Raw genomic sequence first — 24650 nt, forward strand, 5'->3', positions numbered from 1 at the left:
CGATACAAATCGCAGGAATCATCCATATGATATTGCTCGAAACCGTCTTCCCTATTGACAGTGTAAACACTTGACTCACGCGTTACCGTGATCCGGGATCGGATTGCTCCTTTCTTCCGTCTGGGAACCCCCATAAACCCTATATGCCATTCCACTAACTCTCTTTCAAGTGGTGAAACGTTCATCCACAACTTTTACCAGATTTATCAATTACGTTTCGATGCGGAACCAAATCCGCCCCTCACCGTTTCTTCCCCGAACGAAACGTTCAGCATACAAAGGGAAGAAACATCATGAAAATCAACGTCATCGCTCTCGCTGCCGCAGCAGCCCTCTCCTCTTCCGTGGCTTTTGCCCAGACGGCTGCGACTGCGCCTGCTGTTGGCGCCGACGCGACTTTGTCCGGTCCCGGCATCACCATGGGCACCAAGGCTAACGGCCCGCTGAAGTTCGTCAATGTCCAGAAAACCGATCTCACCGCCTCCCAGCTCGACGGTCTGGATATCTATAACGCCCAGAACGAAAACATCGGCGAAATCGAGGATGTCGTCATCGGCGATGGCAAATCGGTGATCGGCCTTGTTGCCAGCGTCGGCGGTTTCCTCGGCATCGACAAGAGCTATGTGGTGCTCGACCCGGCCTCGGTTGCGGTCCACAACGACAACGGCACCTGGAAGGCCTATGTCGATACCACCAAGGAAGCACTGCAGAACGCACCGAAGCTCGACTACGACAAGCTGGACGACTGATTCCCCTGCAGTCGCAAGCTTGACCCCCGCGATCCGTCGCGGGGGTTTTTCGTGCGTGGAATTTCGGCGCGGTATCCGACAATCCCTCTCTCACGACGCTTGCCTAGCAGCCCGGCTCTCGCCTATCTTCGGCGCGCAAGACACCAAGGATCGATGCGTGCCCGCCAAAACTCTCTCTTCCCTCACCATCAGCGCTGTGACGATATTGCTGAGCACCCTTCCGCTGTCAGCACAGTCAGCGGGCTGGAAACCAGCCGAGCAGATAAAAACCTATGCGATCAGCGGTGATACGGGTGGAGCGCTTTACCAGTCCATAGGCGAACGCGGCCCGACCGCCGGTGTGCAGGCCATCGCCCACACCACCTTCAAGCTGACATGGCGGCGCGATTATCGCCCGCAACCGGACGGTGCCTGCGTACTGGCCACCGCCAAGCCCAATCTCACAATCATCTATACCTGGCCGAAAGCGCCGGCCAGATTGCCGCCCGCGGTCGCCGCCAGCTGGAAAACCTTCATTTCCGGTGTGGAAACCCATGAGCGCGTTCATGGCGAGCACATTCTCGACATGGTGCAGAAGATCGAGGCCTTCAGCACCGGTCTGAGAGCGGAAAACGATCCGAAATGCCAGAAAGTGCGCGTTGTCCTGCAACAGCGGCTTGGCGAGCTATCCAACGAGCAGCGCCAGCGCGGACGCGATTTCGACCGGGACGAGCTTTCCCCCGGCGGCCGCGTGCATCAACTGATTCTGGCGCTCGTCAACGGTCCCTGAGAACTCCAGAGAAAAACGGCTATTCCGCCGCCTCGCCTTTCAGCAGCGGTTCGGCGAGCGATATGCTCTCCAGCTCGTAGGAATATCCTTCCAGCATCGTATAGGCCTGCTCGATCGCCTCGATCTGCGCTTCCGCATTGCGGATGGCTTCGGCGATGGACTGGCTGCGCGCACGCAACATGGAACTCAAAACATCGGTCTCCGGCTTCCTGCCCAGCCGGTCCATATGTTTGCGCACCCGCGTGCGGTGCCGCTCCAGTTCCAGAATGTGAAAGCGGCTTTTCAGGATATCATCCGTCAGCTTGCGGCGCATGGCGGCCACCGGGTCGAAGCTGCCGGGCTCGCGCTCGTCCAGAATGAATTCGTTGACCAGAGTTTCCAGCATCAGCAGGCCTTTGAGGTCCTTGGCATCGGCAAGCTGCGGATCGTAACCGGTATCGTCGAACACCTTGCGGCGCACCGGATCCTTCAAAAGCTCGTAAGCGGTTTGCAGGCGTGCGAATTGGTCGGTATCGCCCCCGCTGTCGGGATGGGCGGCTTTCGCCACCTTCCGGTAGGCAGACTTGATCGCCGCCTCGTCGGCATCACGCTCCACGCCAAGCAAAACATAGGGATCGATCACTAAAACACCTTCAAACGCAAACTGTTACCGCATGCCATACGCCACCCCCGTGCGGCTCGCGCACGGATCATAAGCGAATTCCGCCCGCGCGGCACCCCCGCGCCGGCGCAAAAGCCCTTGATCCTCAAATTTGTCGGACCCATGGCGACTATAATCACGGGCGGGACAAAATTGTGGAAAGTCATGGCAAAACACGCCGGGCCAAGCTGTCTACCCATGCGGACAACCCTGCAACCCGCAGGTTTTACGGTGCTTATGGTGGAACGGCTCCAACGGGTGTAAGCTTGGCTTTTGGATCTGAAGGGAGGGACGATCCGATGCCGCAAACCATTACCCAGACAGTGACGGATTATGTGCACGCCATGGCCTATGCAGATGAGGGCCTGATGCGTGATGTTTTCGATCCGCGCGCCAGCATCGTCGGGACGTTTCAGGGTGAAACGGAATGGCTCTCACTGGAGGACTTCGCCGAGCAGATACGGAAAAGCGAACGCGGCCTGCCCGATCACGACCCCATCTTCGAAATCCTCGGCATCGACAAGGAAGGCGACAGCGCGTCGGTGAAGCTGACGACCCGTTTCGACGGCATGGATTTTAGCGAATACCTGTCATTGCTGGAGCGCGACGGCAACTGGGCAATCGTGCACAAGCTTTATCACGTCAAGCCGTAGGCGTGGTGCGAATGCAGGAATAATATTGGTGGGAATGGCCAAGCCATTGAAAATACTGGTGCCCCCGACAAGGTTCGAACTCGTGACCCCCTGATTACAAATCAGGTGCTCTACCAACTGAGCTACAAGGGCAATCCAGTGCCCTGCCAACTATCAGATTCTCACTTCGTGTAAAGCAAAAATTGATTGCGCGCCGTTGGGAGACCTCTTTTCCACACCGTACCTGTGGGTTTCAATCACCAGGTCGCGGCAAAAGCCCTGCAAAATAAGCGAAGTATTTACGCGATGCAGCTAAAATGGCGATAAATCATAACCATCCCACCGGGAATAACGCATCGAATGCGCGCAAGCATACAGAAAATCCAACTAACCGGTACGATCGTCATAGCGGTAAGTTCCATCTTGTTGGCAACCCTTGCCGCCCTTCCGAGCGTTTCCAGTTACTTACGCTACCGGACCAATGCGCAGCAACTCAGCCGCTTCGAAACGGCCCTCCAGTCCGCATGGCTGGTGTCGGCCGAGCGTGGTCCCGCCAATAATTTGATGGGCGCGTCTTCCCCCGATGCAAAACTGGTCCAGGAGCTGGCCGCAGCGCGCAAGGCGACGGACGACAAGCTGGTGGAACTCGAAAACTCTTTTGCCGCGGAAATCAGGGCGCAGCCAGAACTGGCAAAATCGCTGGTAGATACACGCCGAAAACTGGCGCAATCCCGAGAAGCGGTCGATCAGGTTGCTGGACTTCCGGAATCCGCGCGCAGCTACACGGCAATGTCCAACGCAATTTTTACGATGTTCAAGGCAGCGGACAGCGTCAACATGCTGCGTGGCAAGACCGCCCGCGCGATCATCAAGGTAACGCCCAATGTAGCGATCGACATCGCCATGACCGGCACTGCCGGAGTGATGCGGGACCGGATCGGTCGCCTCGGTTCTTACGTGGTCATGAGCCTGCGGGCGAACAGGCAGGACAAGCTGAGCCTACGCGCTAAATTCGACACGGAAATACAGAGCCTTACACTGCTGAAATCGTCGCTGACGAACTACACCGCCGCTTACCTGTCCACACCACGCGTCGATGCAGCGTTTCGCGATATTGAAATCTTCTATTTCGGCCAGGCACTTCCCTATGCGCAGAATACGATTGCGATGGTGGTGCCGTCCGCGCAGCCAAGCGTTCGCGAATTCTCCGAAAACTACATCAAGGGCATGCGGTCCTCGAGCACATTGCGCGACCTTATTCTCGCCGAAACACGGGCAAGGATAGAAAGGAACAAGGACCAGGCGCTGATCTATGGTGGAACGTCTCTCCTCCTCGCTCTCATCGCGGTTCTGGTATTGCTGCGGCTTGCATCGGTTTACAGAACGGCATTGTTCCGCCCCATGCAATCCGTCCAGACGCAGATCGCCGCAATCGCCGCTGGCGATCTTTCAGGAGCCCTGTATCAGGACAAGGCTGCTCCGGAAGTGAAGAAAATGTTCGAGGAACTGGATTTCCTGCGCGAGCAGCTTCGCCAGAAGGAAGAAATGGAAAAGCAGCAGTCTGCGCTGGCCGAACAATTACGCACCCTTTCAGAAACAGATGCCTTGACCGGTGTGTCCAATCGCCGTGCGCTGGAAAAGACCGTTCGTGCCATATTGAGCGGCGAGGAGCAGTTGCAGGCGCTTGGCGTGATGATTGTCGACATCGACCACTTCAAATCCATCAACGACCGTTATGGCCATGCCATGGGCGACCTCGCGCTACAGAAGACAGCGACTCTTTTAAGAGGCGCCCTCCGCAAAAACGATATTCTGGCGCGCTATGGCGGCGAGGAATTCGTGGTCGTGTTGCAGGATGTCAGCCACGCGACGGCGACCGCCACCGCCGACCGCCTGCGCCGGCTGATTGAAGCCCAGATCATTGATGAACAAAGCGGGCTGTCACTGACGGCAAGTTTCGGCGTGGTCTGGCAGGAGGCACGGGCGATCAACAGTTGGGACGAGCTGATCGCAATTGCCGACGACCGGCTTTATGAGGCCAAGCGTGCGGGCCGCAACCGGGTGTGGGCGACCTATTTCCCCAAGGTCGCCAACGGCTAGGCGGCCCGGAGCAGCAGGTCAGATCAGATCGAGCGTCATAACGACAGGGCAATGGTCAGAAGCCTTCGGGCGGTCCCAGCCGGTGCGCGGATAACGATCCACCTCCTGCCCCGGCGGAAAGACCGTCCTGTAAGGCTGGCCAGCGCGGATGATTTCGGGAACCCTTGTCGCATTGATCTGTGCAAGATGCGGGGAAAGCCAGATATAATCGAGCTGGCAGAGATGCTGTTCCTGCGGCCCGCGCGAATGATAGAGCGTCCAGCGGTCCATGACGTCGCGGCGCGACATCGGATTGGTCACAAAGTCATCCGCCGTGAAGATATCGAGCGCGCTCCGCTCCTCTTCGACCGGCGTAAAGCTGTAGCCGCTGCGCCGGTCGCCGGAAATCGAAATGCGTTCCTGATAATCATTCATGTCGCCGCAGATGGCAAAATTCTTGTTGCGGGTATTGTTTGCGCCCCAGCGGTTTTCGATGATGCGGCGAACGGCCATGGCTTCCGCCTCGCGAATCGGCATGGTGGCGAGCCGGGCATCTATGGCGTCACGGGCATTGGTCATGGATTTGAAATGCGTGACGTAAAGCGTCAGCGGTTTTCCGCCGATCCTCAGATCGATTTCCAGACAATCGCGTTTGAAAATCTTGTCGTCTATCTGGTTGGTCGCGGCAAGTGCGGGATGGAAGAGATCGAGATTGCGGTAGGTTAGCGCGGCGTGGCTCTTGATGTCGATGACCTCGATCTTGTCGCCGTCTCGGGTCTGCTCGCGCATGACGACGGCGACATCGATGCCGCGGCTGTCATTGCCCTCGACCAGATATTTCTGCAGATAGCCGTTACCGACCATGCGGTAGAGATAGCCATATTCGAAAGCCTGCAGGGCTGCCATGTTGTCGACTTCCTGCAGGCAGAGAATATCGGCATCCGCATCCGCAATGGCCAGCGCTGAAAGTTGCCGCGTATCGTCTGTGGAAGAGACTGCCCGCGCACTTTCCAGCGCCTGATAGGTTGCCTCGTCCCTGATATCGAAAAGCTGGATCGCCCTGTCGCGCCGCGTCTGGTTGCGAAAACCGGTAAAGTCGAAACGAGTGAGAAGATTTTCGATATTGAAGGTGGCGAGCCGAAGCGACATGTTTCATTCCTGTTGCTGGAATGGGAGCTTAGCCGCTCCTGTCCGGTCTCGCCAGTGGCCTGTCGCGTTGATCAGATTTCCCGATTCACGATGTCGGATTTTATGTGCCGGGACATTCCCCACCCTCATTCCTGTGCCTGTCACAGGAATCCAGCCGACGCGCGTCTGCGCGGCGAGAGGTACTTTCAGCCCAAGGACTTTGGCTGGCTGGATCCCTGTGACGAGCACAGGGATGAGGGCGCGAGCAAATGCTAAAGACACCACGCCGCACGAATCGCAACCGGCAGCCGGTCACCGACCGCAGCCGATTCTCGAGAATAAGCCCGAAGCGCCTGCCCGTCCGGCAGGTCGAGACGCAGGGCATAACGCTCGCCCTCGTAGAGAACCGAGGTCACGGTGCAGGTGATTCCATCCGCATCCCGCACCACGTCCTGCGGCCGCACGAGAATATCCGCCCGAGGCAATTGCCCGCCGCTATCCATTGCTGTGCGGAGCGCGTCCCAGTCAATATCTCGCGAAGTGCCATCCGGCACCGGCACGGAGAGAATGGCACCCTGCCCCACCAGCGAGCCGACGAGACGCCCCTCCGGCCGCGCATAAAGCTCCGCCGGCGGTGCGACCTGAAGCAGCTTGCCCTGAGACATGACGGCGACATCGGTTGCCAGCGCCATGGCTTCCGCCTGATCGTGGGTGACATAGATCATCGTCGCGCCGGAGCGGATGTGGAACTCGCGAAAGGTCTCCTCCATCTCCTGCCGCAAATGCCGGTCGAGATTGGCGAGCGGCTCGTCGAGCAGCACCACGTCGGGTTCGGTGACGAGGCAACGGGCCAAAGCGACGCGCTGCCGCTGCCCGCCGGACAATTCCGCTGGACGGCGGTCCGCGAAACTTTCGAGACGCACGGCTGCGAGCGCTTGGGCCACCTTCTCGCGATATTTCTCACCCGAAATGCCGCGTACTTTCAAGGGATAACCGGCATTGTCGGCAACCGACATATGCGGCCAAAGCGCATAGGACTGGAACACCATCGCCATGTTGCGCCGTTCCGGCGGCACCATGCTGCCGGCATCGGCCAGCACCCGCTCGCCGAGGAGGATGGAACCGTCAGTCGGTTGCTCGAAACCGGCGATCATGCGCAGCACCGTCGTCTTGCCGCAGCCTGAAGGCCCGAGAAGCGCGAGGAAACCTCCCTCACGCACCGTGAGCGAGACGTCGTCAACGGCGGGTTTCGACCCGGCTCCAAAGCTTTTCGTCAGACGATTGAGGATCAGTTTCGCCAAGGGACCACTCCTTTCGGCAGATAGCGCCCCAGAATTTCGAGCAGCAGCATGAGGAAAATCACCATGATGACGACAAGCACCGAAAGTGCGGAGGCAAGGTCGAAGCTGCCACTGTCATCGAGGTTATAGATGAGCACACCGAGCGTCTGCGTGCCGGCGGACCAAAGGAGCGCCGAAACCGTCAGCTCATTGCAGGCGATCAGGAAGACGAGGATGACGGAGGCGCCCGCGGCAGGCCCGACCAACGGCAGGATGATATCCTTCAACCGCCGCCAGAAACCGGCGCCCGAAAGCCTTGCCGCCTCTTCCAGCGACGGATCGAATTGCAGGAAGGCGCTGACCATCGGTTTGAGGCTGACGGCGAAGAAGGAGGAAAAATAGGCGAGCAGGATGATCCAGATCGTGCCGTAAAGCGTGATGCCGAGCAGCGGGATGGGGGCCGCAAACAGCAGGACGAATGATACGGAAATCACCACACCCGGCAGCGCATAGGGAATATCCACCAGCGCCGACAGCAGGAACATGAAGCGGCTTTTGCCGCGCACCAGGAAATAGGCGGTCAGCATCGTCACCGCAAGCAGGCAAAGGGATGTGACCGTCGCCAGAAACAGGGAGTTGCGGAAGGCTGTGCGCGTCACGCTCTGCCGGTAGAGCAGTTCCTCATAGGCGTGCATCGTCGCGGTCTTGAGGCTGAGCGGCACGCCATAGGCGGGGGCAAGCGAGCTTGCCACCAGCGCAGCAAGCGGTGCGACCAGCATGAAGAACAGCACAAGCCAAAGGACAAGCTCAGCCACTACACGCCAGCGCGACAGCTTGAAAGTCGCGGCCTTGCCGGAAAGACCGATGATCCGATAGTCCCTGCCCTTCATTGCCCGCTCTTGCAGCGCAAGACCGGCCACGGAGATGATGGCGATCATGGTCGAGAGAATGGCGATATCGCCAAAGGTGCTCGCACCAAAACTGGCGAAGCGGCTGTAGATCAGCGTCGGCAGGGTGAAGATCGAGGCCGGAATACCGAGGATCGCCGGAATACCGAAATTGCCGACATTGGACACAAACGAGATCGCCGCCCCGGCGATCAATCCCGGCGTCGAAAGCGGCAGGATGATATCGAACAGCACGCGGCGAGGCGAGGCACCGGAAAGCTTGGCTGCCTCGATGCCATCCTGCGGCAAAGCGAGCAGACCGGCGCGCAGCGACAGATAGACGAGCGGCGCATGCTGCACGCCGAGCAAAAGCGCGATACCGGCAATAGAATAAAGCGGTTGCGGCGAGCCCATGGGCGGCGCAAGGCCGATGGCCTTTAACAGCGTGCTGGAAGGCCCCGTCATGCCGATCCAAGACAGAGCCGTCACCTGCGGCGGGATCATCATCGGCAGCATGAAAAGGAAGCTCAGTATCGACTTGCCGCGTATGTCGCAAAGCGTCAGCGCCAGCGCGAAGCCCCCGCCAATCATCAGCGAAATCAGCATGCCGAAAAACGAGGTGGACAGCGTGTTCAGCGCCGCATCCCAAAGGGCGGGATCAGCCAGCAATCGCCATATGTCACCGTTGAGTGACGAAACAATGCCGGTATAGGCGAGCCGCCCGAGCGGCAGGGCGCTGAGCGCAAAAACGACGCTCACCACAAAAGGAAACAGCCAGCGCGGCTGGCTGTTTCCGTAGGCACTTGATCGGGACATGCCGCTATATCAGCCCTTGGAGCCGAAAATATCGGAGAAGGTCTTGAGATCCTGCTCGGAATTCTTCAGCGCGTCCGCTGCGTTGAGCGGCAGAACCTTGAGCTTGTCGCGGGCGGGGAAACCTTCCGGCATGCCAGCGTCAGCGCGCGCGGGGATGTAGCCGAGCTTGACGAAGCCCTGCTGGCCCTTTTCCGAAAGCACGTAGTCGACGAACTTCTTCGCGGCTTCCTCATGCTTGGTGCCCTTGAGGATCGCGACCGGTTCGGTCACGGCCGAAACGCCCTCTTCCGGGAAGACGAACTCCACCGGCGCGCCCTTGGCCTTTTCGCGGATCGGCATGTAGTCGACGACAACGCCGTAAGCCTTCTCGCCTGATGCAACCGACTTCAGCACCGCGCCGTTACCGCCGCCGGAAATGGCTTCATTGGCCTTCAGCGCCTTGTAATAATCCCAGCCGAGATCCTTTACGGCGGCCAACGTCTGCGCGTGGATCAGCGCCGCACCCGAAGTCAGCGGGCTCGGCATGGTGACCAGACCCTTGGCTTCCGCCTTGGCAAGATCCTTCCAGCTCGTCGGCTTCATCGCAGCGGCAGTATTGTACATGATGCCGGTGGTGATGAGCTTGGTGGAATAATAATAGCCGTCCGCATCGTAGAGCGACGCGTCGATGTTCTTCGCTTCCGGGGACTTGTGGGCCATAAGCTGGCCAGCCTGCTTCATGCGCTCAAGTGTGACGGTGTCGGCGATCAAGAGCACGTCGGCAACCGGATTGCCGGCACTGATCTCAGCCATCAGCTTGGCCATGATCTTCGGCGTTCCGTCGCGTACCCATTCGACTTCGATACCGGGATTGGCGGCCTTGAAACCATCAACGGTCGCCTGCGCGTCCTCGTTCGGCTGGCTGGTATAAAGCACCAGATCGGCGGCATTGGCAGCGGTGGCGATGAAGCCGAGCGCTACGATGGCGGTAAAAGCGGAAAGCAGCGTTTTCATAGGTCCAGTCCCTGTTGTTTCATGGGACCGCTAAAACATGATTGCATAACATGTATGTGACAGGCAGGATTTTAAGGATGCAATAGCAGGAGAGTGACAAAGATCCCTGACAGTCGTGGTTTACCCCCCTCTGCCCTGCCGGGCATCTCCCCCACAAGGGGGGAGATCGATCCGTGGCGAGGTCTCGCCCATCTCAACGTTCGAGAATGAAGTGACGAAAGAGCGTCTTGCCGATCTCCCCACCTGTGGGGGAGATGTCCGGCAGGACAGAGGGGGGTAAGCCGCACCCCCCGTCGCTGCCGAAAACCTCGCAACCCTCAAATCGCCGGAACCACTTCGGTCGTCTCCGCCTGCGCCGTCGCAATCAACCGGCCAAGCCGCTTCATGCCTTCCTCGATCATCGCCTCGTTGGCGCAGGAGAAGCTGATGCGTAGCGTATTCGTGCCCGAGCCATCCGCAAAGAAGGCGCGACCCGGAACGAATGCGACCTTTTCCGTTGCGATGGATTTTGCCAGCAGTGCGGCGCCATCCATGCCTTCCGGCAGGGTGACCCAGATGAACATGCCGCCTTCCGGCTTCGTCCAGCGCGTGCCCTTCGGCATGTACCTGTCGAGCGCAGCCAGCATCGCATCGCGGCGGGCGCTGTAGGCAGCCTTGATCTTGGCGACCTGTTTGTCGAAGCCGCGTGAAGCGACACGTTCGATGGCGATCTGGTTGATCGTCGAGGAATGCAGGTCTGCGGCCTGCTTCATCAGCACCAGCTTGCGGATAACAGGCGCAGACGCAACGATGTAACCGACGCGAAGGCCGGGTGCGAGCGTCTTGGAGAAGCTGCCGCAATAGATGGTGCGGGTGTTCTCGATGCCGCCCGAGCGGGCAATATCCAGCGCCATGATCGGCGGAACCGCGTCGCCGTCGTAACGCAGCGACTGATAGGCGGCGTCTTCGATGACGGCGATATCCAGCTCGTCAGCCAGCGCCAGAACCTTTTCGCGGCCGGCAAGATCAACGGTTTCCCCGGTCGGATTGGAGAAATCGGCAGAGAGATAAGCGAACTTCACGGCGCCGCCGAGCTTGGCCGCGGTTTCGCGGTAAGCCTCAGGCGTGCGGTTGCCGCCGGGATTGAGCTGGTCGTAATTCGGCTCATAGGCGTTGAAGGCGGAAAGTGCGCCGAGATAGGTCGGCCAGGTCACCAGCGCGGTATCCTTCGGCGACAGGAACAGCTTGCCGAGGTAATCGAGACCCTGCTGCGAACCGGAAACGATGAAGACGTTGTCGGCAGTGCATTCGATGCCGATATCGGCCATCTCGCCCGCCAGCCATTCGCGCAGCGGCTTGTAACCCTCACTTACCGAATATTGCAGCGCTGCATTGACCTGCGCGCCGGAAAAAATATCCGCGTAAGCCTGCTGGAACTCTTCAGCCGGGAACAGGGCCGGGTCCGGAATGCCACCGGCAAAGGAAATGATATCGGGTTGCTCGAGCAGCTTCAGCAGCTCACGGATTTCAGACGCTTTCATGCGCGAAGAGCGCGTGGCGAAAATTTGTTCCCAATCAAGCATGGGTACGTTTCCTCTTGTGTCGTTTTTATGCGTGCATCTTTACAGAAATGTCGATACGTCAGCAATACTGACTTATCAGTTTTTCGAATTATTTCTGCCTCCCTGCACGTTACCCGCATTTGGGCCCGCCTTTGGCGGACAAAGCCAAATACACCCTTGCGCAAAGCTTCACAATCTTCCGTTTGCGATTGACGCGGCAAGGTTTTCCGGCTGGATTGCGGCCACGCGCCGCGACACGGCGAAAGCATCATGGGAGTTTGACGACATGCTGAAAAATATCGACCCGGCGCTGAATGCCGATGTCCTTCACGCGCTGCGCGCCATGGGTCACGGCGATACGCTGGTGATTTCCGACACCAACTTCCCGTCCGATTCGGTGGCTCGCCAGACAACGGTCGGCAAGGTGCTGCGTATGGACAACATCTCCGCCGCCCGCGCCATGCAGGCGATCCTCTCGGTGCTGCCGCTCGACACACCACTGCAGCCCTCGGTCGGACGAATGGAAGTGATGGGCGCGCCGGACCAGCTGGAACCCGTACAGGTCGAAGTGCAGAAGGAAATAGACGCGGCGGAGGGAAAATCCGCCCCCATGTACGGTATCGAACGCTTCGCCTTCTACGAAAAGGCTAAAAAAGCATATTGCGTCATCACAACAGGCGAGACCCGTTTTTACGGCTGCTTCCTGCTGACGAAGGGCGTCGTCCCACCGGGCAAATAAGATAAAACGGCAAAATGGGTCGTGTGCTAAACCCGTCATGACAATTTCAAGTTGTTGTGGCAAAAACTTCCACTAGGTTTTGTAAAACCAACCGGAGGTGTGAGGTATCATGACCCAATATGTCCTAGCGTTCTGGAATGTCGAAAACCTGTTTGCGCCGGAGGGTTATCCGGCGCGCGAACCTTGGATTGCCGAGCGGCTGAAGAACGATCTGAAAGGCTGGACCGAAGATCTGTTCAAGACCAAGCTCAGGCAACTCGGTTCGATCATAAGACAGATCGGCGGCGCGGGGCCGGATCTGCTCGGCGTGTGCGAAGTCGAGAACCGTTTCGTTCTGGAGACGCTCGCGGAACATCTGAACGACCTTATGCCCGAGCGCGCCTACCGTGTGGTGCATGCAGATTCCAGCAAGGACCAGCGCGGCATCGATACGGCCTTCATCTATGACAGCAAGAAGCTACTGATCAACGAAAACGAGATTTTCAGCCATTTCGTGATGCGCCGCACCGGTACCCGCGACATTACCCAATGCACCTTCATCACCAAGGGCGGACGCCAGCTTATCGCCCTCTCCAATCACTGGCCGTCGCGCTCCGGAGGCGCGGTGGAAAGCGCCGGTTTTCGCATGACGGCCGGTGAGACGCTTGGCTACTGGCACCAGCGGATCAGGGAAGAAAAAGGAAACGACATCGCCGTCGTCGCCCTCGGCGATTTCAACGACGACCCCTCCGATGCATCGCTGCGCTATCACGCCAATTCCACCCGCGAACGCGACGATGTCGAAAGCTCGCAATCGGCAATGTTCTATAATCTCACCTGGAACTACCTGCGCCAGCAGGTAGTGGATTCTGTCGGTACGGCACGAACGATCTATGGCACGCTCTATTTCAACGGCGACGCCAATATCTTCGACCAGATACTCGTCTCAAGATCGCTTCTGACCGGGAGCAGCGGCTTCGCGGTGCGCGAGGAAACCGCGAAAATTGAAGCCATTGCCGCCATGGTCAGCCACAGCAAGAATGAGGGGCCGATCCGCTTCGGCCTGTCGAAGGGCGATGCAGTCAAAAACGTCAATCTCGGTGGTTTCTCCGATCACTTTCCCGTATCGGTCATTATCGAGGAAGCCGACGCCATCGTGTGATCGCGGACCAGGCGCAATGCAGAAAGGCCGGAGCTCTCGCCCCGGCCTTCCAATATTCTGTCAAGCAATGAAGCTTAGTTGACAGCCTTGTCGACCAGCTTGTTCTTGCCGATCCAGGGCATCATGCCGCGCAGCTTTGCGCCGACTTCTTCGATCTGGTGGGCGTCGTTGTTGCGACGGATGCCCTTGAAGCGTGCGCCGCCGGCCTTCCATTCCTGCATCCACTCGGTCGTGAACTTGCCGGTCTGGATGTCGTGAAGAACGCGCTTCATTTCAGCCTTGGTGTCAGCGGTGATGATGCGAGGACCGGTGACGTATTCGCCCCACTCGGCCGTGTTGGAGATCGAGTAGTTCATGTTGGCGATGCCGCCTTCATAGATCAGGTCAACGATCAGCTTCACTTCGTGCAGGCACTCGAAATAGGCCATTTCCGGTGCGTAACCGGCTTCGACCAGGGTTTCGAAACCGGCGCGGATGAGCTCTACGAGACCGCCGCACAGAACGACCTGTTCGCCGAAGAGGTCGGTTTCGCACTCTTCCTTGAAGTTGGTTTCGATGATGCCCGAACGGCCGCCGCCAACGCCGCAGGCGTAGGAGAGAGCGAGTTCAAGCGCGTTGCCGGAAGCGTTCTGGTGAACGGCAACGAGGCAGGGAACGCCGCCGCCCTTCTGGTATTCGCCGCGAACCGTGTGGCCGGGGCCCTTCGGTGCGATCATGACAACGTCGAGCGAAGCCTTCGGCTCGATGAGGCCGAAGTGAACGTTGAGGCCGTGTGCGAAAGCAATCGCCGCACCGTCACGGATGTTGCCGGCAATGTCGGCCTTGTAGATGTCGGCCTGCAATTCGTCAGGCGTCGCCATCATCAAAAGGTCGCCCCACTTGGCGGCTTCGGCAACGGTCATGACCTTGAAGCCGTCGGCTTCCGCCTTCTTGACGGTCGGCGAACCGGCCTTCAGAGCGATGACGACCTTCTTGGCGCCGGAATCCTTGAGGTTCAGCGCATGGGCGCGGCCCTGGGAGCCGTAGCCGACGATGACCACATTCTTGGACTTGATGAGATTGAGATCCGCATCACGATCATAATAAACGCGCATTTTATGGTCCTTCCCTAATGCTTGTCTCTGTGTGAACCGGAACCTCAGGCGACCTTGCCGCCCAGTTCCGAATGTACCTTTTCCGTGCCGTAGAGTGTTAGAAAGGCGACCACCGCCTTCTTTGCCCGGGCGGAAAAATCCTTGTCAGGCGCCTCGCCCAGCAGCATGCGCACATGCAGATCCGAAACGATGAGGCCGTAAAAACTGCGATACGCCTCTTCGGCGTCATCGAAACGCAGGTAACCCGAACGGCGACCCGCCTCGATCAACCCGCGGGCGCGGCGGTCGATCTGGCGACGGCCACGTTCCAGAAGAAGATCGCCAAGCTTCGAACCGTCACGGCTCGCCTGCCCTATCGCCAGACGGTTGAGCGCCAGCGACACATCGCCCGCCAGAACGTCCAGCAGATCATGTGCGAAAACCTCGAGATGATCGGCAAGCTGCGGCGCAGAAACGCGGTCGCCCGCCTTCTCGAAGGTGCGAACCTTGCTCTGCTGGAAGGTGATCATCGCAGCCAGCAGGCCGTCCCGGTCGCCAAACCATTTGTAGAGGCTTTCCTTGGAACAGTTGGCCGCGCGCGCGAGACCAGAGGTCGTCAGCGCTTTCTCGCCGCCCTCGACCAGAAGACGCAATGCCTGATCCAGAACGGCGTTCTGGCGCGGCGAAAATTCCTGCGCTGTGATCGGGTCGGAGGCCACTTATTTCTACTCCAGAGGCTCGATTAATGTACCGTACGGTACGGTTCGAGCGCCATTTAAGCGGAGGCAGCTTGCCCGTCAAGCGCTTTCTTCACAGTGATGTACGAATTGACGCGATGCGGCAGCAGGATGCGCCGCACCATAATGCCGCTTTATCCCGCCGCGCTTATCTCACGCGAGGCGTCGACGTCGCGTGAGGGCGACAGCCCGTAAAAGCGGCTGTATTCCCGGCTGAACTGCGAAGGGCTCTGGTAACCGACACGATGGCCGGCGGTGCCTGCATCCAGACGCTCGAGCAGCATCAGCCGGCGCGCCTCATGCAGCCGCAACTGCTTCTGGTACTGAATGGGGGTCATGGCCGTGATCGTCTTGAAATGGTGATGGAAAGACGACACGCTCATGCCGATATGCTCCGCAAGTTCCTCGATACGCAGCTGGCGCGCGAAATTCTCGCGCAGCCAGGCGATGGAGCGGGCGATCCGATTGCCATGGCTTCCGGCAGCGACGATGTTCATCAGCTGCCCACCCGCTGGTCCGGTCAGGATTCGATAGAGGATTTCCTGCTCGATCAGCGGCGCCATGGCCGCAATGTCCGCCGGGCGATCAAGCAGGCGCATCAGCCGGATGGCCGCATCAAGCAGCTCCGGTGTAGCGGCGTTCACCACGATGCCGCGCTGGCCGCTTACCGGCTCCTGAGGCCGCTCGATCGGCATGCGGCTCATAAGGTCGAGCAGCTTTTCGCTGTCGATCGCAAGCCCGATGCAAAAATGCGGTACTTCCTCGCTCGCTTCCACCACACGCCAGGCAACCGGCAGGTCGAGCGAGGTCAGAAGATAGTCACCGGCCCCGTAATTGATGGTGTCCGTTCCCAGCTGAACGCTTTTCGACCCCTGGATCACCATTGCCAAACAGGGACGATAGCTGCCGTGGCACGGCGCGCTGGGTGTGGACCGGCGGCTGATGCCGAGGGTTTCGATTGCCGTCTGGACCTCGCCATCGCGGGTGGCATGCCGTGCGGCGATGGAGGCGATCTCCTGATAGAGATTGAACGGCATGGTCATCTGGGAAATCCTTTAGGGAAGGAAGCAGCGTGTCTGTTTGCATTATCTAGAAAGCCGGGCCAGTTTCCGCAAATAGCCCACCGCAATTTTTTGCAGGATCGTGCAAAAAGCTCGGAGGATCGCTCTAACGCCTCGGCACCCTTCCATTGCATATTCCGCCGTCCCCAACTCCCCGAAAGGATATTCAGATGGCCATTGCAAGAGGTTATGCTGCGACCGATGCGTCGAAGCCGCTTACCCCGTTCACCTTCGAACGCCGCGAGCCTAACGATGACGACGTTGTCATCGATATCAAATATGCCGGCATCTGCCACTCGGACATCCACACCGTCCGCAACGAATGGAAGAATGCCGTCTTCCCGATCGTTCCCGGCCATGAGATTGCCGGTGTCGTGAAAGCCGTCGGCTCCAAGGTCACGAAATTCAAGGTCGGCGATCATGTCGGCGTTGGCTGCTTCGTCGATTCCTGCGTCGGCTGCGCCACCCGCGACCTCGACAACGAACACTACATGCCCGGCCTCGTCCAGACCTATAACGATGTTGATCCGAATACGAAGACAGCCACCCATGGCGGTTATTCCGACTCGATCGTCGTCAAGGAAGGTTATGTCCTGTCGATCCCGGACAACCTGCCGCTCGACGCTTCCGCGCCGCTTCTATGCGCAGGCATCACGCTCTACTCGCCGCTGCGCCGCTGGAACGCCGGTCCCGGTCAGAAGGTCGCAATCGTAGGCATGGGTGGTCTCGGCCACATGGGCGTCAAGCTCGGCGCTGCCATGGGCGCGGATGTCACAGTTCTTTCCCAGACCCTGTCGAAGAAGGAAGACGGCCTGAAGCTCGGCGCGAAGGAATATTACGCCACCAGCGACGCCTCGACCTTCGAGAAGCTGGCCGGCACCTTCGACCTGATCATCTGCACGGCAGGTGTCGCAATCGACTGGAACGCCTATCTCGGCCTCCTGAAGCCCAAGGGCAGCATGGTCGTGGTCGGTGCACCGGAACATGCGATCCCGGTCCACGCGTTCTCGCTCATCATCGGTGCGAAGAGCCTCTCCGGCTCGATGATCGGCTCGATCAAGGAAACCCAGGAAATGCTGGATTTCTGCGGCGAGCATGACATCGTCTCGGAGATCGAGACGATCAACATCCAGGATGTCAACGAAGCCTATGAGCGGGTGCTGAAGAGCGACGTTCGTTACCGCTTCGTCATCGATATGGCATCGCTCGACGCTTGAGCTTTGGATTGGCACAAGCTCGCCACATCCGCACTCCGTCACCCGGACTTAATACGGCGTGACGGAGGAGTGGTTTGGCGCACTGACCATGAACGCAAGCGCGGGAAGCCAATGCTTCCCGCGCTTTCCTTTACCCGTCCTGCCCTCAGGCCTCGTCCTTCAACGTCTCTTTCTGGGTGATCAGCCGCGCGCTGTGCTGGCCGCTGAGGTAAATCCACAGCCAGCTCCACGCCACGGCCAGCCGCGAGCGCGTTCCGATCAGGAAATAGATATGGGCAAGCCCCCAGATCCACCATGCAAGCACGCCCTTGAGCTTGAACCTGCCGAAATCGATCACCGCCGCGCGTTTGCCGATTGTCGCCAGATTACCCTGATGGCTGTAGCGGAACGGCGCGGGCGCCGGCTCTCCGGTTAACCGCGCCTTGATGACCTTTGCCACATGGACACCCTGCTGCTTGGCTGCAGGCGCGATGCCCGGCACCAGTTTGCCGTTTTCCTGATTGACGGCGGCCGTATCGCCGATGACGAAGATATTTGGGTCGTCTTCCAGATTGAGATGCGGCCCGACGATAGCGCGTCCCGCCCTGTCGGCAGCGGCATTCAGCCACTTTGCAGCGGGAGACGCCTGCACGCCAGCGGCCCAGACCACCGTGCGGCACGGATAAAAGGTCTCACCCACCGTCACGCCCTCATCGGTGCAGGCCGTCACCGGGGTGCCGAGCAGAACCTCGACCCCGAGCTTTTCAAGCGCCTGCTTGGCATAGGCCGAAAGATCGTCCGTGAAAACCGGCAGAACGCGCGGACCTGCCTCGACAAGCAGCACGCGGCTCTTTCTGGTATCCACATTGCGGAATTCCGGCGGCAGCGCCTTGTGGGCAAGCTCGGCGATCATGCCCGCCATTTCCACGCCCGTCGGGCCTGCTCCGATGATGACGAAGGTCAACTGCGCCTGCCGTTCCTCTTCGCTGGTGGCAAGTTCCGCACGCTCGAAAGCCAGAAGCAGGCGGCGGCGGATCGTCGTTGCATCCTCGAGCGTCTTGAGGCCGGGAGCGGCACGCTCCCATTCGTCACGGCCGAAATAGGCATGACGGGCGCCGGTGGCCAGCACCAGCGTATCGAAGCCGATGACCTGACCGGAACTCAGATGCACGGTGCGCGCGCCACGGTCTACGCCGTTCACTTCCGCAAGCAGCGTCGTCACTTCCTTGCGGTCGCGGTAAAGATGGCGGATCGGCCAGGCGATTTCGGATGTCGCAAGAGCCGTCGTCGCAACCTGATAAAGCAATGGCTGAAATAGATGATGGTTGCGGCGGTCGATCAATGTGATGCGGACAGGGGCCCCCTCCAGCCCGTGTACCATTTGTAAGCCGCCGAAACCTCCACCCACGACGACAACGTGATGTTCTTGCATGTGTCTCTGCCTTTAAAAGCTCGCGCACGGAGCATGCGCAAGCAGATTATAGGCAAAAAAATTGACTTTGGTTATGAAATAGCCTGACCGCAGGCGCGACAAAAACGCCTGACTGTTTCAGCCATGCCATATTCCAGCGCATCCGACGTCAACCCGTGACCGATGGAGACCTCTGCGAGATAAGGTATGCGTTTCATAAGCTTGGGCAGGTTTGCTACAGTCAGGTCGTGTCCGGCATTGACGGCAAGCCCGAGCGCTGCGGCGTAATCCGCCGTCTGTCCGAGTTTTTCCAGAAGGGTGTCACCCTTTTGCGGATCGTCAAAACAGCCGCCATAGGGACCGGTATAGAGCTCGATGCGGGCAGCACCCGTCTCAGCCGCCAGCTCCACCGCTTCGCGCTCGCCGTCACCATCGGCAAAAAGCGAAACCCGCATACCGCCAGCCTTGAGGCGCCCAACGGCTTCTCTCAGGAAAACCGCGTGCTTGCGGAAATCCCAGCCGTGGTCTGATGTCGCCTGCGACGGATCGTCGGGCACCAGCGTCACCTGCTCAGGCTGGGTCTGTTCGCACAGAACGAGAAAATCCTCGGTCGGATAACCTTCGATGTTGAATTCCGCGCTTGGGAAACTGTCATCGATAAGCGCACGCAGCACCGGCAGGTCCGAAAAGCGGATATGGCGCTGGTCCGGTCGAGGGTGTACAGTCAGCCCGCTAGCACCCGCAGCGAGTGCAATATGCCCGAAATGCGCGACATCCGGCCATGGGAGATCGCGACGGTTGCGCAGCATGGCAATTGCGTTCAGATTGACGGAAAGTTTTGCGGGCATGACATCGAGGCTCCGGTTCGGAATTGACATCCTGTTTCACGCAGGTTGACGCCGACCGCAAGGAGGCCGATAAAATTTTTTAAGAATGCGGGAACGAAAGCAGGCAATACAGGTTACGTTTCTCATGCAGCATCGGCAAAATGTCTTGATCAGAAGACAGGTCTGCGGTGGGGAACAAGTAACGAATGCCATAAAAAGCAGGCACACTGTCAAAACGCGCGGAGGGGGAAACGATGCAGAATGGCAGGATGCCGTTTGAACACGGCGACGAGGACAAACCCAATCTAAGGATCAGCAGCTTTTTACCGGATATAAGCCTGCCATCCTCCCTGCCCGCCGAACCGGTTCCCATCGCTGACATGGCCAACATTTTCGGCGTAACGCACCGGACCCTGCATTTTTACGAAGAAAAGTCGCTGCTGACCTCGAAACGCATCGGCCAGATGCGGGTTTATTCCCACCGCAACGTGCAACGCATGGCGGTGATAAATGTCTGTCGCGAAGTCGGCATTTCCGTCGCAGCCATTACAGACATCATGGAAAAACTTGCCCGCTCTCTCTCGCAGGAAGAAGCTGACGAGATATTCCACTCCGCGCTGCGGCAGCGAAAAAGAGAACTGACCGCGGAACGCTCCACGCTTCAGCGTCAGGCCCAGCAGATCGAGGAACTGCTCGCCACCGATAACGATGCTGATGGCCTCGACGCCGCTGAGCGGGGACCGGGCAAGGATATCGCGCTGACAGACAACGAGCGAAAATGCCTGGAACTGATGGCGGAGGGGTATGCCCCGGTAAGGCTCGCGCGCGCTCTCGGCCTTTCAGGTAACGACCTCAACGAGCTGGAGGCGAAGATCATCGGCAAGTTCAGTGCCAGTAACCGCTTTCAGGCGGTTGCCAAAGCGGTTCTGCTCGGTGTCATCCGCGCCTGACAGACCATTTCCACGAAAACTGCACAGCGGTTTTCCGTCCGGACAATGCGCAGACAAAAGGATTGGAGCATTGAAGGTGCCCGCTATTCACCGGAAATGCTCTATCTCAGCGAACGATCGTGAGTGTTTCTGCGGCGCGGGTGATGGCGGTGTAAAGCCACCGTTCGCGCGAATCGCGGAAGGCATAGCTCTCGTCAAAAAGAACCACATTGTTCCACTGCGAACCCTGTGCCTTGTGCACGGTCAGCGCATAGCCGAAATCGAACTCGTCGTAACGCTTGCGGGTGGTCCAAGGAATTTCGGTTTCCACATCCTCGAAAGCCGCCTTCAACAATTTGATCTTGGCCGCGCCGCGATCCATATCGTCGTCTTCAGGCCGAATCATCAGGTTGATGCCGGGTTTCACCGTCTCGCGCGACGAACTCATGACCTGCCAGAGAGAGCCGTTCAGCAGGCCCTTGGCCGGATCGTTCCTCAAGCAAACCAGCTTGTCGCCGGATTGCGGATAATCGGCCGTAAAGCCCTTCAGCTCGCGAAGCCGCTGGTTATAACGGCGGCGCGTGCGATTTGTGCCGACGAGCACCTGATCGGCATCGAGCACGAGCGACTGTGTCACCTCGGACTTGGAAATCACCTGCGCGGCACCGTAGTCGCCACGCATGATCTCGCGGCCTTCCCGCACATCCATGGCAAGGTGGATGATCGGATTGTCCTTTGCCTGCCGATGGATTTCGGAGAGCAGGTAATCCGGCTCCTGCTCCGTGAAGAAGCCACCGCCTGAAACCGGCGGCAACTGCCCGGGATCGCCGAGCACGAGAATCGGCGTGCCGAAGCTCATCAGATCCTTGCCGAGCTGTTCATCCACCATCGAACATTCGTCGATGATGATGAGTGCCGCCTTGGCTAGCGGGCTCTGGCGGTTGATGGAAAACATTGGCGCGACCGAGGTCTTGCCGGTCTCCTCGTCTTCCACGGTCTCTTCGCCGCGCGGGCGGTAGATCAGCGAATGGATGGTGCGGGCATTGGTCGCCCCGCGCGAGCGCAGCACCTGCGCCGCCTTGCCGGTGAAGGCCGCAAACAGCACTTCGCCATCCACATTTTCCGCGAAATGTTTGGCAAGCGTCGTCTTGCCGGTTCCGGCATAACCGAACAGCCGAAAAACCGGCGTCCGGCCTTCCTTCAGCCAGCGGGAAACAGCCTTGAGCGCTTCGTCCTGTTGCGGTGAAAATAACATGCGCCCTCATCGCAGGATTCGAGCACCGTGCGCAACAGAAAAAGAACGAAAGATGAATCACACCATCAAAATGCGGCAATAAAACACGGCTGGTTTTTAAACCATGGCGGGTATCATGCCGCCCATGAAGATATTGATTCTGGGCGCGACAGGTTTCATCGGTTCCGAAGTGGCAAGGAGCCTTCACGGCAAAGGTCACACCGTTACTGGATTGGCTCGCACCATTGCGCGCGCCAAAGATAAATGGCCTTTCGGCAGCTGGGTTTCGGCAGATCTTGCCCGCATGACCGGCGCTGCCGACTGGGCGGCACTCGTGAGCGACCATGACGCCATCGTCAATTGCGCAGGTGCGCTTCAGGACGGCCTGTCGGATGATCTTGCCGCGACGCAGGAAAAAGCGATGCTGGCGCTCTATCAGGCAGCGGTAAATGCGGGCGGCAAGCTGGTGATCCAGATATCGGCCCGGACTTCCGGAGCCGCTTCCGAACTGCCCTTCCTCGCCACCAAACGCCGCGCCGATGTGGCACTTGCCGTAAGCGGCCTGCGCTTTGTCATTCTCCGCCCCGCACTGGTTGTCGGCCGCAACGCCCATGGCGGCACAGCACTCGTGCGTGCGCTTGCAAGCTTCCCATTCGCTGTGCCGCTCGTAAACGGCAAGATGCCTGTACAGACCGTCGCAGTCGAAGATGTCGCGTTGGCAGTCAGCGCGGCAATAGATGGCGAAATCACGTCAGGCAGCGATATGGAGCTGGCAGCAAACGAAACGCTGACATTGCAAGGCGTGGTCGCTGCGCACCGGCAATGGCTCGGCCTCGCCCCTGCTCCCGCGCTAAATCTTCCGGCTGCCTTCATGCGCCCCGTCGCCCTCACGGCGGATATTGCGGGAAAGCTCGGCTGGCGGTCGCCGCTGCGCTCAACCGCCATGACGGTGATGTCGGAAGGTATCGTAATGGAGAACAGCGCGCCAAAAGCGACGACATCGCTCAAGAGCTTGAGGGACACGCTGGCAGCTCACCCTTCCGGCGTGCAGGACCTGTGGTTTGCCAGATCATATCTGCTCAAACCCGTCCTCATTCTCTGCCTGTCGCTGTTCTGGCTACTGTCCGGCCTCGTACCGCTGCTTGAGATCGACCGCGCGGCGGCGCATTTCCTGCCCTTCATGCCGCAAGTGCCGGCCGTCACCCTCACACTCGCCACCTGCCTCATCGATATCGCCCTGGGCGTCACCGTCCTGATAAGACCGCTTGCCAGAAAAGCGCTCATCGCCATGCTCTTGGTCACCGCCGCCTATCTGACTGGTGGCAGTCTGCTGGAGCCGGGTCTGTGGCTCGATCCGCTCGGCCCCCTCGTCAAGGTCCTGCCCTCCATCGCCCTGACACTTGCCGCCCTTGCCACATTGGATGAACGCTGATGACACCTGAAGAACTTCTGCGGCTCGCCCATGTCATCGGCGCAACAGTGCTGTTCGGTACCGGTGCCGGCATCGCGTTTTTCATGGTGATGGCGCGGCGGACGGCAAACCCGGCGCTGATCGCCCATGTTTCGGGCACCGTCGTCATCGCCGACACCATCTTCACCGCCACGGCGGCGATCATCCAGCCGATTACCGGCTACTTCCTCGCCCGCGTCATCGGCTGGCCGCTGAGTGAAGGCTGGATCGCCCTTTCGCTCTGCCTTTATGTCTTCACCGGCATTTTCTGGCTGCCGGTGGTGTGGATCCAGATCAAACTGCGCGACATCGCCCGCGATTGCGTCGCTGCGGACGAGGCCTTGCCGCCGCAATGGTTCCGTCTCTACCGCATCTGGTTTGCCTGCGGTTTTCCGGCTTTCTTCGCGGTTCTCGGTATCATCTGGCTGATGCTAACCAAGCCGGACATTGCCCTGTTCGGTTGATGCGCCTCAATTGACCGCATGTCTTTCGACAAGCTGCGCCAATTGCTCGGCAACCGTGTTCCAGCCGTCGAAAAATCCCATCTCCGCGTGCCTGTCGCGATCTTCAGGGTTTCTGTGCATGGCATACGCCACATATTCCATGCCTTCCGGGTGGTCGCGAAACGTCATGACGGCGGTGAGGAATGGGCGCGCGGACGGGCGAAAGCCTGAAGTCAGCGCATCGGTGAAGACCAGACGCTCCTCATGATCCACCGCCAGGAAACATCCGCTTATGTGATCGCCAAATGCCTTACCGTCTTCGCTGTAGCGTGTCTCGAAAGCGCCGCCGGGAAAAAGCTCCATTTTCTCGACACGGCATTGGCCGGGATGCGGCACCCACCACTGTTCGAGGCTGTTTTTGTCGACCCAGGCGTTCCAGACGAGCCGGCGCGACGCCCTTATGATCCTTGAAATCTTCAGATCGAGATCGGGATTGAAGGTGTCGGTCATTTGTCATTCTCCCCTTTTCGTGAGGTTCTGTCCTGTTGCGCCATGACGAACTGTTCAAGCCGGTCCGTCCGGCCTTCCCAGATGGCATGCTGTTGCGAAAGCCAGCCCTCGATCATCGAAAACCGCTGTTTCTCCAGCGAGCAGAACCGCACCCGGCCCTGCTTGCGCGTCACGATCAAACCCGCTCCTTCCAGCTGGCGGATATGTTTCATGAACGACGGCAGGGCCATGGCGAAAGGTTCGGCAAGCGTGCCGACGCTGGCATCCCCGCTGCCCAACCGCAAAAGCACGGCCCGTCGTGTCGGATCGGCAAGGGACTGGAAGATCTCGTCGAGTGGGCCTGAATAGTTATCCATAAGACTAACTATCACGGCGAAACACTTAG

Annotated in this window: 24 protein-coding genes, 1 tRNA gene and 1 pseudogene; 10 read left to right on the plus strand and 16 right to left on the minus strand. The window is 59.2% G+C overall.

Going from position 1 to position 24650, the window contains the following annotated elements:
* Nucleotides 1-293 precede the first annotated feature (293 nt).
* Both CRO62_RS13145 and CRO62_RS13150 read left to right on the plus strand, forming a co-directional pair.
* Entirely contained in the window at nt 294-749 is a 456-nt protein-coding gene (locus CRO62_RS13145) for a PRC-barrel domain-containing protein (RefSeq protein WP_003513045.1), read from the plus strand.
* Between the two features lie 157 nt (nt 750-906).
* The gene (locus CRO62_RS13150) at nt 907-1518 is read left to right on the plus strand and encodes a DUF922 domain-containing Zn-dependent protease (RefSeq protein ID WP_097100538.1); all 612 of its coding nucleotides are present in this window, start codon (nt 907-909) and stop codon (nt 1516-1518) included.
* Between the two features lie 19 nt (nt 1519-1537).
* On the opposite strand, the gene CRO62_RS13155 is transcribed toward CRO62_RS13150, so the two are convergent.
* Nucleotides 1538-2140 (minus strand): J domain-containing protein, encoded by a 603-nt coding sequence (locus CRO62_RS13155; RefSeq protein WP_097100539.1) that lies wholly within the window; start codon nt 2138-2140, stop codon nt 1538-1540.
* 317 nt (nt 2141-2457) lie between these two features.
* Here CRO62_RS13155 and CRO62_RS13160 point away from each other — a divergent pair, with 317 nt between their 5' ends.
* The gene (locus tag CRO62_RS13160) at nt 2458-2811 is read left to right on the plus strand and encodes a nuclear transport factor 2 family protein (protein WP_097100540.1); all 354 of its coding nucleotides are present in this window, start codon (nt 2458-2460) and stop codon (nt 2809-2811) included.
* Nucleotides 2812-2867: 56 nt separating this feature from the next.
* Here the strand turns inward: CRO62_RS13160 and CRO62_RS13165 are convergent.
* Nucleotides 2868-2943 (minus strand) — tRNA-Thr (locus CRO62_RS13165).
* A gap of 207 nt (nt 2944-3150) precedes the next feature.
* Here CRO62_RS13165 and CRO62_RS13170 point away from each other — a divergent pair.
* A complete protein-coding gene (locus CRO62_RS13170; RefSeq protein ID WP_097100541.1) occupies nt 3151-4890 on the plus strand; it encodes a sensor domain-containing diguanylate cyclase in 1740 nt (579 codons plus the stop codon).
* Between the two features lie 18 nt (nt 4891-4908).
* On the opposite strand, the gene CRO62_RS13175 is transcribed toward CRO62_RS13170, so the two are convergent.
* The 6 genes and pseudogenes from CRO62_RS13175 to CRO62_RS13200 form a co-directional block, all read right to left on the minus strand.
* Nucleotides 4909-6018: an endonuclease/exonuclease/phosphatase family protein gene (locus tag CRO62_RS13175; RefSeq protein WP_097100542.1), complete on the minus strand. Its 1110-nt coding sequence runs from the start codon at nt 6016-6018 to the stop codon at nt 4909-4911.
* Between the two features lie 251 nt (nt 6019-6269).
* Nucleotides 6270-7298 carry an ABC transporter ATP-binding protein gene (locus CRO62_RS13185; RefSeq protein WP_097100543.1) on the minus strand — a complete coding sequence of 343 codons (1029 nt, stop codon included), beginning with the start codon at nt 7296-7298 and terminating at the stop codon, nt 6270-6272.
* The gene (locus tag CRO62_RS27790; protein WP_414896256.1) at nt 7286-8056 is read right to left on the minus strand and encodes an ABC transporter permease; all 771 of its coding nucleotides are present in this window, start codon (nt 8054-8056) and stop codon (nt 7286-7288) included. Before CRO62_RS27790 ends, CRO62_RS13185 begins: the two co-directional genes overlap by 13 nt.
* 147 nt (nt 8057-8203) lie before the next feature.
* A pseudogene (locus CRO62_RS27795) lies at nt 8204-8980 on the minus strand (ABC transporter permease); the annotation flags it as partial.
* A 9-nt stretch (nt 8981-8989) separates the two neighbouring features.
* On the minus strand, nt 8990-9973 hold the full coding sequence (locus CRO62_RS13195) for an ABC transporter substrate-binding protein (RefSeq protein WP_097100545.1): 984 nt from the start codon (nt 9971-9973) through the stop codon (nt 8990-8992).
* A gap of 317 nt (nt 9974-10290) precedes the next feature.
* Nucleotides 10291-11535 (minus strand): PLP-dependent aminotransferase family protein, encoded by a 1245-nt coding sequence (locus CRO62_RS13200; RefSeq protein ID WP_097100546.1) that lies wholly within the window; start codon nt 11533-11535, stop codon nt 10291-10293.
* 265 nt (nt 11536-11800) lie between these two features.
* Between CRO62_RS13200 and CRO62_RS13205 the strand changes: the two genes are divergently transcribed.
* Together CRO62_RS13205 and CRO62_RS13210 are read left to right on the plus strand one after the other, a co-directional pair.
* Nucleotides 11801-12253, plus strand: a complete 453-nt coding sequence (locus CRO62_RS13205; RefSeq protein WP_097102965.1) for an RbsD/FucU family protein — start codon at nt 11801-11803, stop codon at nt 12251-12253.
* 109 nt (nt 12254-12362) lie between these two features.
* Nucleotides 12363-13394, plus strand: coding sequence for an endonuclease/exonuclease/phosphatase family protein (locus tag CRO62_RS13210; RefSeq protein WP_097100547.1), 1032 nt, complete (start codon nt 12363-12365; stop codon nt 13392-13394).
* 74 nt (nt 13395-13468) lie between these two features.
* On the opposite strand, the gene ilvC is transcribed toward CRO62_RS13210, so the two are convergent.
* The 3 genes from ilvC to CRO62_RS13225 form a co-directional block, all read right to left on the minus strand.
* The gene (gene ilvC / locus CRO62_RS13215; protein WP_097100548.1) at nt 13469-14488 is read right to left on the minus strand and encodes a ketol-acid reductoisomerase; all 1020 of its coding nucleotides are present in this window, start codon (nt 14486-14488) and stop codon (nt 13469-13471) included.
* Nucleotides 14489-14532: 44 nt separating this feature from the next.
* Nucleotides 14533-15186, minus strand: coding sequence for a TetR/AcrR family transcriptional regulator (locus tag CRO62_RS13220; protein WP_003513063.1), 654 nt, complete (start codon nt 15184-15186; stop codon nt 14533-14535).
* A gap of 152 nt (nt 15187-15338) precedes the next feature.
* On the minus strand, nt 15339-16247 hold the full coding sequence (locus CRO62_RS13225) for an AraC family transcriptional regulator (protein ID WP_097100549.1): 909 nt from the start codon (nt 16245-16247) through the stop codon (nt 15339-15341).
* Nucleotides 16248-16435: 188 nt separating this feature from the next.
* Here CRO62_RS13225 and CRO62_RS13230 point away from each other — a divergent pair, with 188 nt between their 5' ends.
* The gene (locus CRO62_RS13230) at nt 16436-17482 is read left to right on the plus strand and encodes an NAD(P)-dependent alcohol dehydrogenase (protein WP_003513067.1); all 1047 of its coding nucleotides are present in this window, start codon (nt 16436-16438) and stop codon (nt 17480-17482) included.
* Between the two features lie 145 nt (nt 17483-17627).
* Here the strand turns inward: CRO62_RS13230 and CRO62_RS13235 are convergent, their stop codons facing one another.
* Nucleotides 17628-18893, minus strand: coding sequence for an NAD(P)/FAD-dependent oxidoreductase (locus CRO62_RS13235; protein ID WP_097100550.1), 1266 nt, complete (start codon nt 18891-18893; stop codon nt 17628-17630).
* Nucleotides 18894-18964: 71 nt separating this feature from the next.
* A complete protein-coding gene (locus CRO62_RS13240) occupies nt 18965-19720 on the minus strand; it encodes a pyridoxine 5'-phosphate synthase (RefSeq protein ID WP_097102967.1) in 756 nt (251 codons plus the stop codon).
* A gap of 233 nt (nt 19721-19953) precedes the next feature.
* Between CRO62_RS13240 and CRO62_RS13245 the strand changes: the two genes are divergently transcribed.
* Entirely contained in the window at nt 19954-20649 is a 696-nt protein-coding gene (locus CRO62_RS13245; RefSeq protein WP_097100551.1) for a MerR family transcriptional regulator, read from the plus strand.
* A 106-nt stretch (nt 20650-20755) separates the two neighbouring features.
* On the opposite strand, the gene CRO62_RS13250 is transcribed toward CRO62_RS13245, so the two are convergent.
* Nucleotides 20756-21883: an ATP-dependent DNA helicase gene (locus tag CRO62_RS13250; RefSeq protein ID WP_003513075.1), complete on the minus strand. Its 1128-nt coding sequence runs from the start codon at nt 21881-21883 to the stop codon at nt 20756-20758.
* Nucleotides 21884-22007: 124 nt separating this feature from the next.
* Here CRO62_RS13250 and CRO62_RS13255 point away from each other — a divergent pair, with 124 nt between their 5' ends.
* Together CRO62_RS13255 and CRO62_RS13260 are read left to right on the plus strand one after the other, a co-directional pair.
* The gene (locus CRO62_RS13255) at nt 22008-23294 is read left to right on the plus strand and encodes an SDR family oxidoreductase (RefSeq protein WP_179784518.1); all 1287 of its coding nucleotides are present in this window, start codon (nt 22008-22010) and stop codon (nt 23292-23294) included.
* Nucleotides 23294-23776 (plus strand): DUF2269 family protein, encoded by a 483-nt coding sequence (locus tag CRO62_RS13260; protein ID WP_097100553.1) that lies wholly within the window; start codon nt 23294-23296, stop codon nt 23774-23776. Before CRO62_RS13255 ends, CRO62_RS13260 begins: the two co-directional genes overlap by 1 nt.
* 6 nt (nt 23777-23782) lie before the next feature.
* Here the strand turns inward: CRO62_RS13260 and CRO62_RS13265 are convergent, their stop codons facing one another.
* Both CRO62_RS13265 and CRO62_RS13270 read right to left on the minus strand, forming a co-directional pair.
* A complete protein-coding gene (locus CRO62_RS13265; protein WP_097100554.1) occupies nt 23783-24265 on the minus strand; it encodes an SRPBCC family protein in 483 nt (160 codons plus the stop codon).
* Nucleotides 24262-24621 (minus strand): ArsR/SmtB family transcription factor, encoded by a 360-nt coding sequence (locus CRO62_RS13270; protein WP_179784519.1) that lies wholly within the window; start codon nt 24619-24621, stop codon nt 24262-24264. Before CRO62_RS13270 ends, CRO62_RS13265 begins: the two co-directional genes overlap by 4 nt.
* Nucleotides 24622-24650: the final 29 nt, after the last annotated feature.

The organism is Rhizobium sp. AN6A (assembly GCF_900215635.1).
Classification (GTDB): Bacteria; Pseudomonadota; Alphaproteobacteria; order Rhizobiales; family Rhizobiaceae; genus Agrobacterium; species Agrobacterium tumefaciens.

Coding starts and splice junctions, on each gene's coding strand:
- CRO62_RS13250 (WP_003513075.1), bottom strand. CDS start 21,883: ATGTTATTTTCACCGCAACAGGACGAAGCGCTCAAGGCTGTTTCCCGC.
- CRO62_RS13195 (WP_097100545.1), bottom strand. CDS start 9,973: ATGAAAACGCTGCTTTCCGCTTTTACCGCCATCGTAGCGCTCGGCTTC.
- CRO62_RS13160 (WP_097100540.1), top strand. CDS start 2,458: ATGCCGCAAACCATTACCCAGACAGTGACGGATTATGTGCACGCCATG.
- CRO62_RS13255 (WP_179784518.1), top strand. CDS start 22,008: ATGAAGATATTGATTCTGGGCGCGACAGGTTTCATCGGTTCCGAAGTG.
- CRO62_RS13260 (WP_097100553.1), top strand. CDS start 23,294: ATGACACCTGAAGAACTTCTGCGGCTCGCCCATGTCATCGGCGCAACA.
- CRO62_RS27790 (WP_414896256.1), bottom strand. CDS start 8,056: ATGCTGGTCGCACCGCTTGCTGCGCTGGTGGCAAGCTCGCTTGCCCCC.
- CRO62_RS13175 (WP_097100542.1), bottom strand. CDS start 6,018: ATGTCGCTTCGGCTCGCCACCTTCAATATCGAAAATCTTCTCACTCGT.
- CRO62_RS13270 (WP_179784519.1), bottom strand. CDS start 24,621: ATGGATAACTATTCAGGCCCACTCGACGAGATCTTCCAGTCCCTTGCC.
- CRO62_RS13265 (WP_097100554.1), bottom strand. CDS start 24,265: ATGACCGACACCTTCAATCCCGATCTCGATCTGAAGATTTCAAGGATC.
- CRO62_RS13205 (WP_097102965.1), top strand. CDS start 11,801: ATGCTGAAAAATATCGACCCGGCGCTGAATGCCGATGTCCTTCACGCG.
- CRO62_RS13145 (WP_003513045.1), top strand. CDS start 294: ATGAAAATCAACGTCATCGCTCTCGCTGCCGCAGCAGCCCTCTCCTCT.
- CRO62_RS13225 (WP_097100549.1), bottom strand. CDS start 16,247: ATGACCATGCCGTTCAATCTCTATCAGGAGATCGCCTCCATCGCCGCA.
- CRO62_RS13200 (WP_097100546.1), bottom strand. CDS start 11,535: ATGCTTGATTGGGAACAAATTTTCGCCACGCGCTCTTCGCGCATGAAA.
- CRO62_RS13235 (WP_097100550.1), bottom strand. CDS start 18,893: ATGCAAGAACATCACGTTGTCGTCGTGGGTGGAGGTTTCGGCGGCTTA.
- CRO62_RS13245 (WP_097100551.1), top strand. CDS start 19,954: ATGCAGAATGGCAGGATGCCGTTTGAACACGGCGACGAGGACAAACCC.
- CRO62_RS13230 (WP_003513067.1), top strand. CDS start 16,436: ATGGCCATTGCAAGAGGTTATGCTGCGACCGATGCGTCGAAGCCGCTT.
- CRO62_RS13170 (WP_097100541.1), top strand. CDS start 3,151: ATGCGCGCAAGCATACAGAAAATCCAACTAACCGGTACGATCGTCATA.
- ilvC (WP_097100548.1), bottom strand. CDS start 14,488: ATGCGCGTTTATTATGATCGTGATGCGGATCTCAATCTCATCAAGTCC.
- CRO62_RS13240 (WP_097102967.1), bottom strand. CDS start 19,720: ATGCCCGCAAAACTTTCCGTCAATCTGAACGCAATTGCCATGCTGCGC.
- CRO62_RS13210 (WP_097100547.1), top strand. CDS start 12,363: ATGACCCAATATGTCCTAGCGTTCTGGAATGTCGAAAACCTGTTTGCG.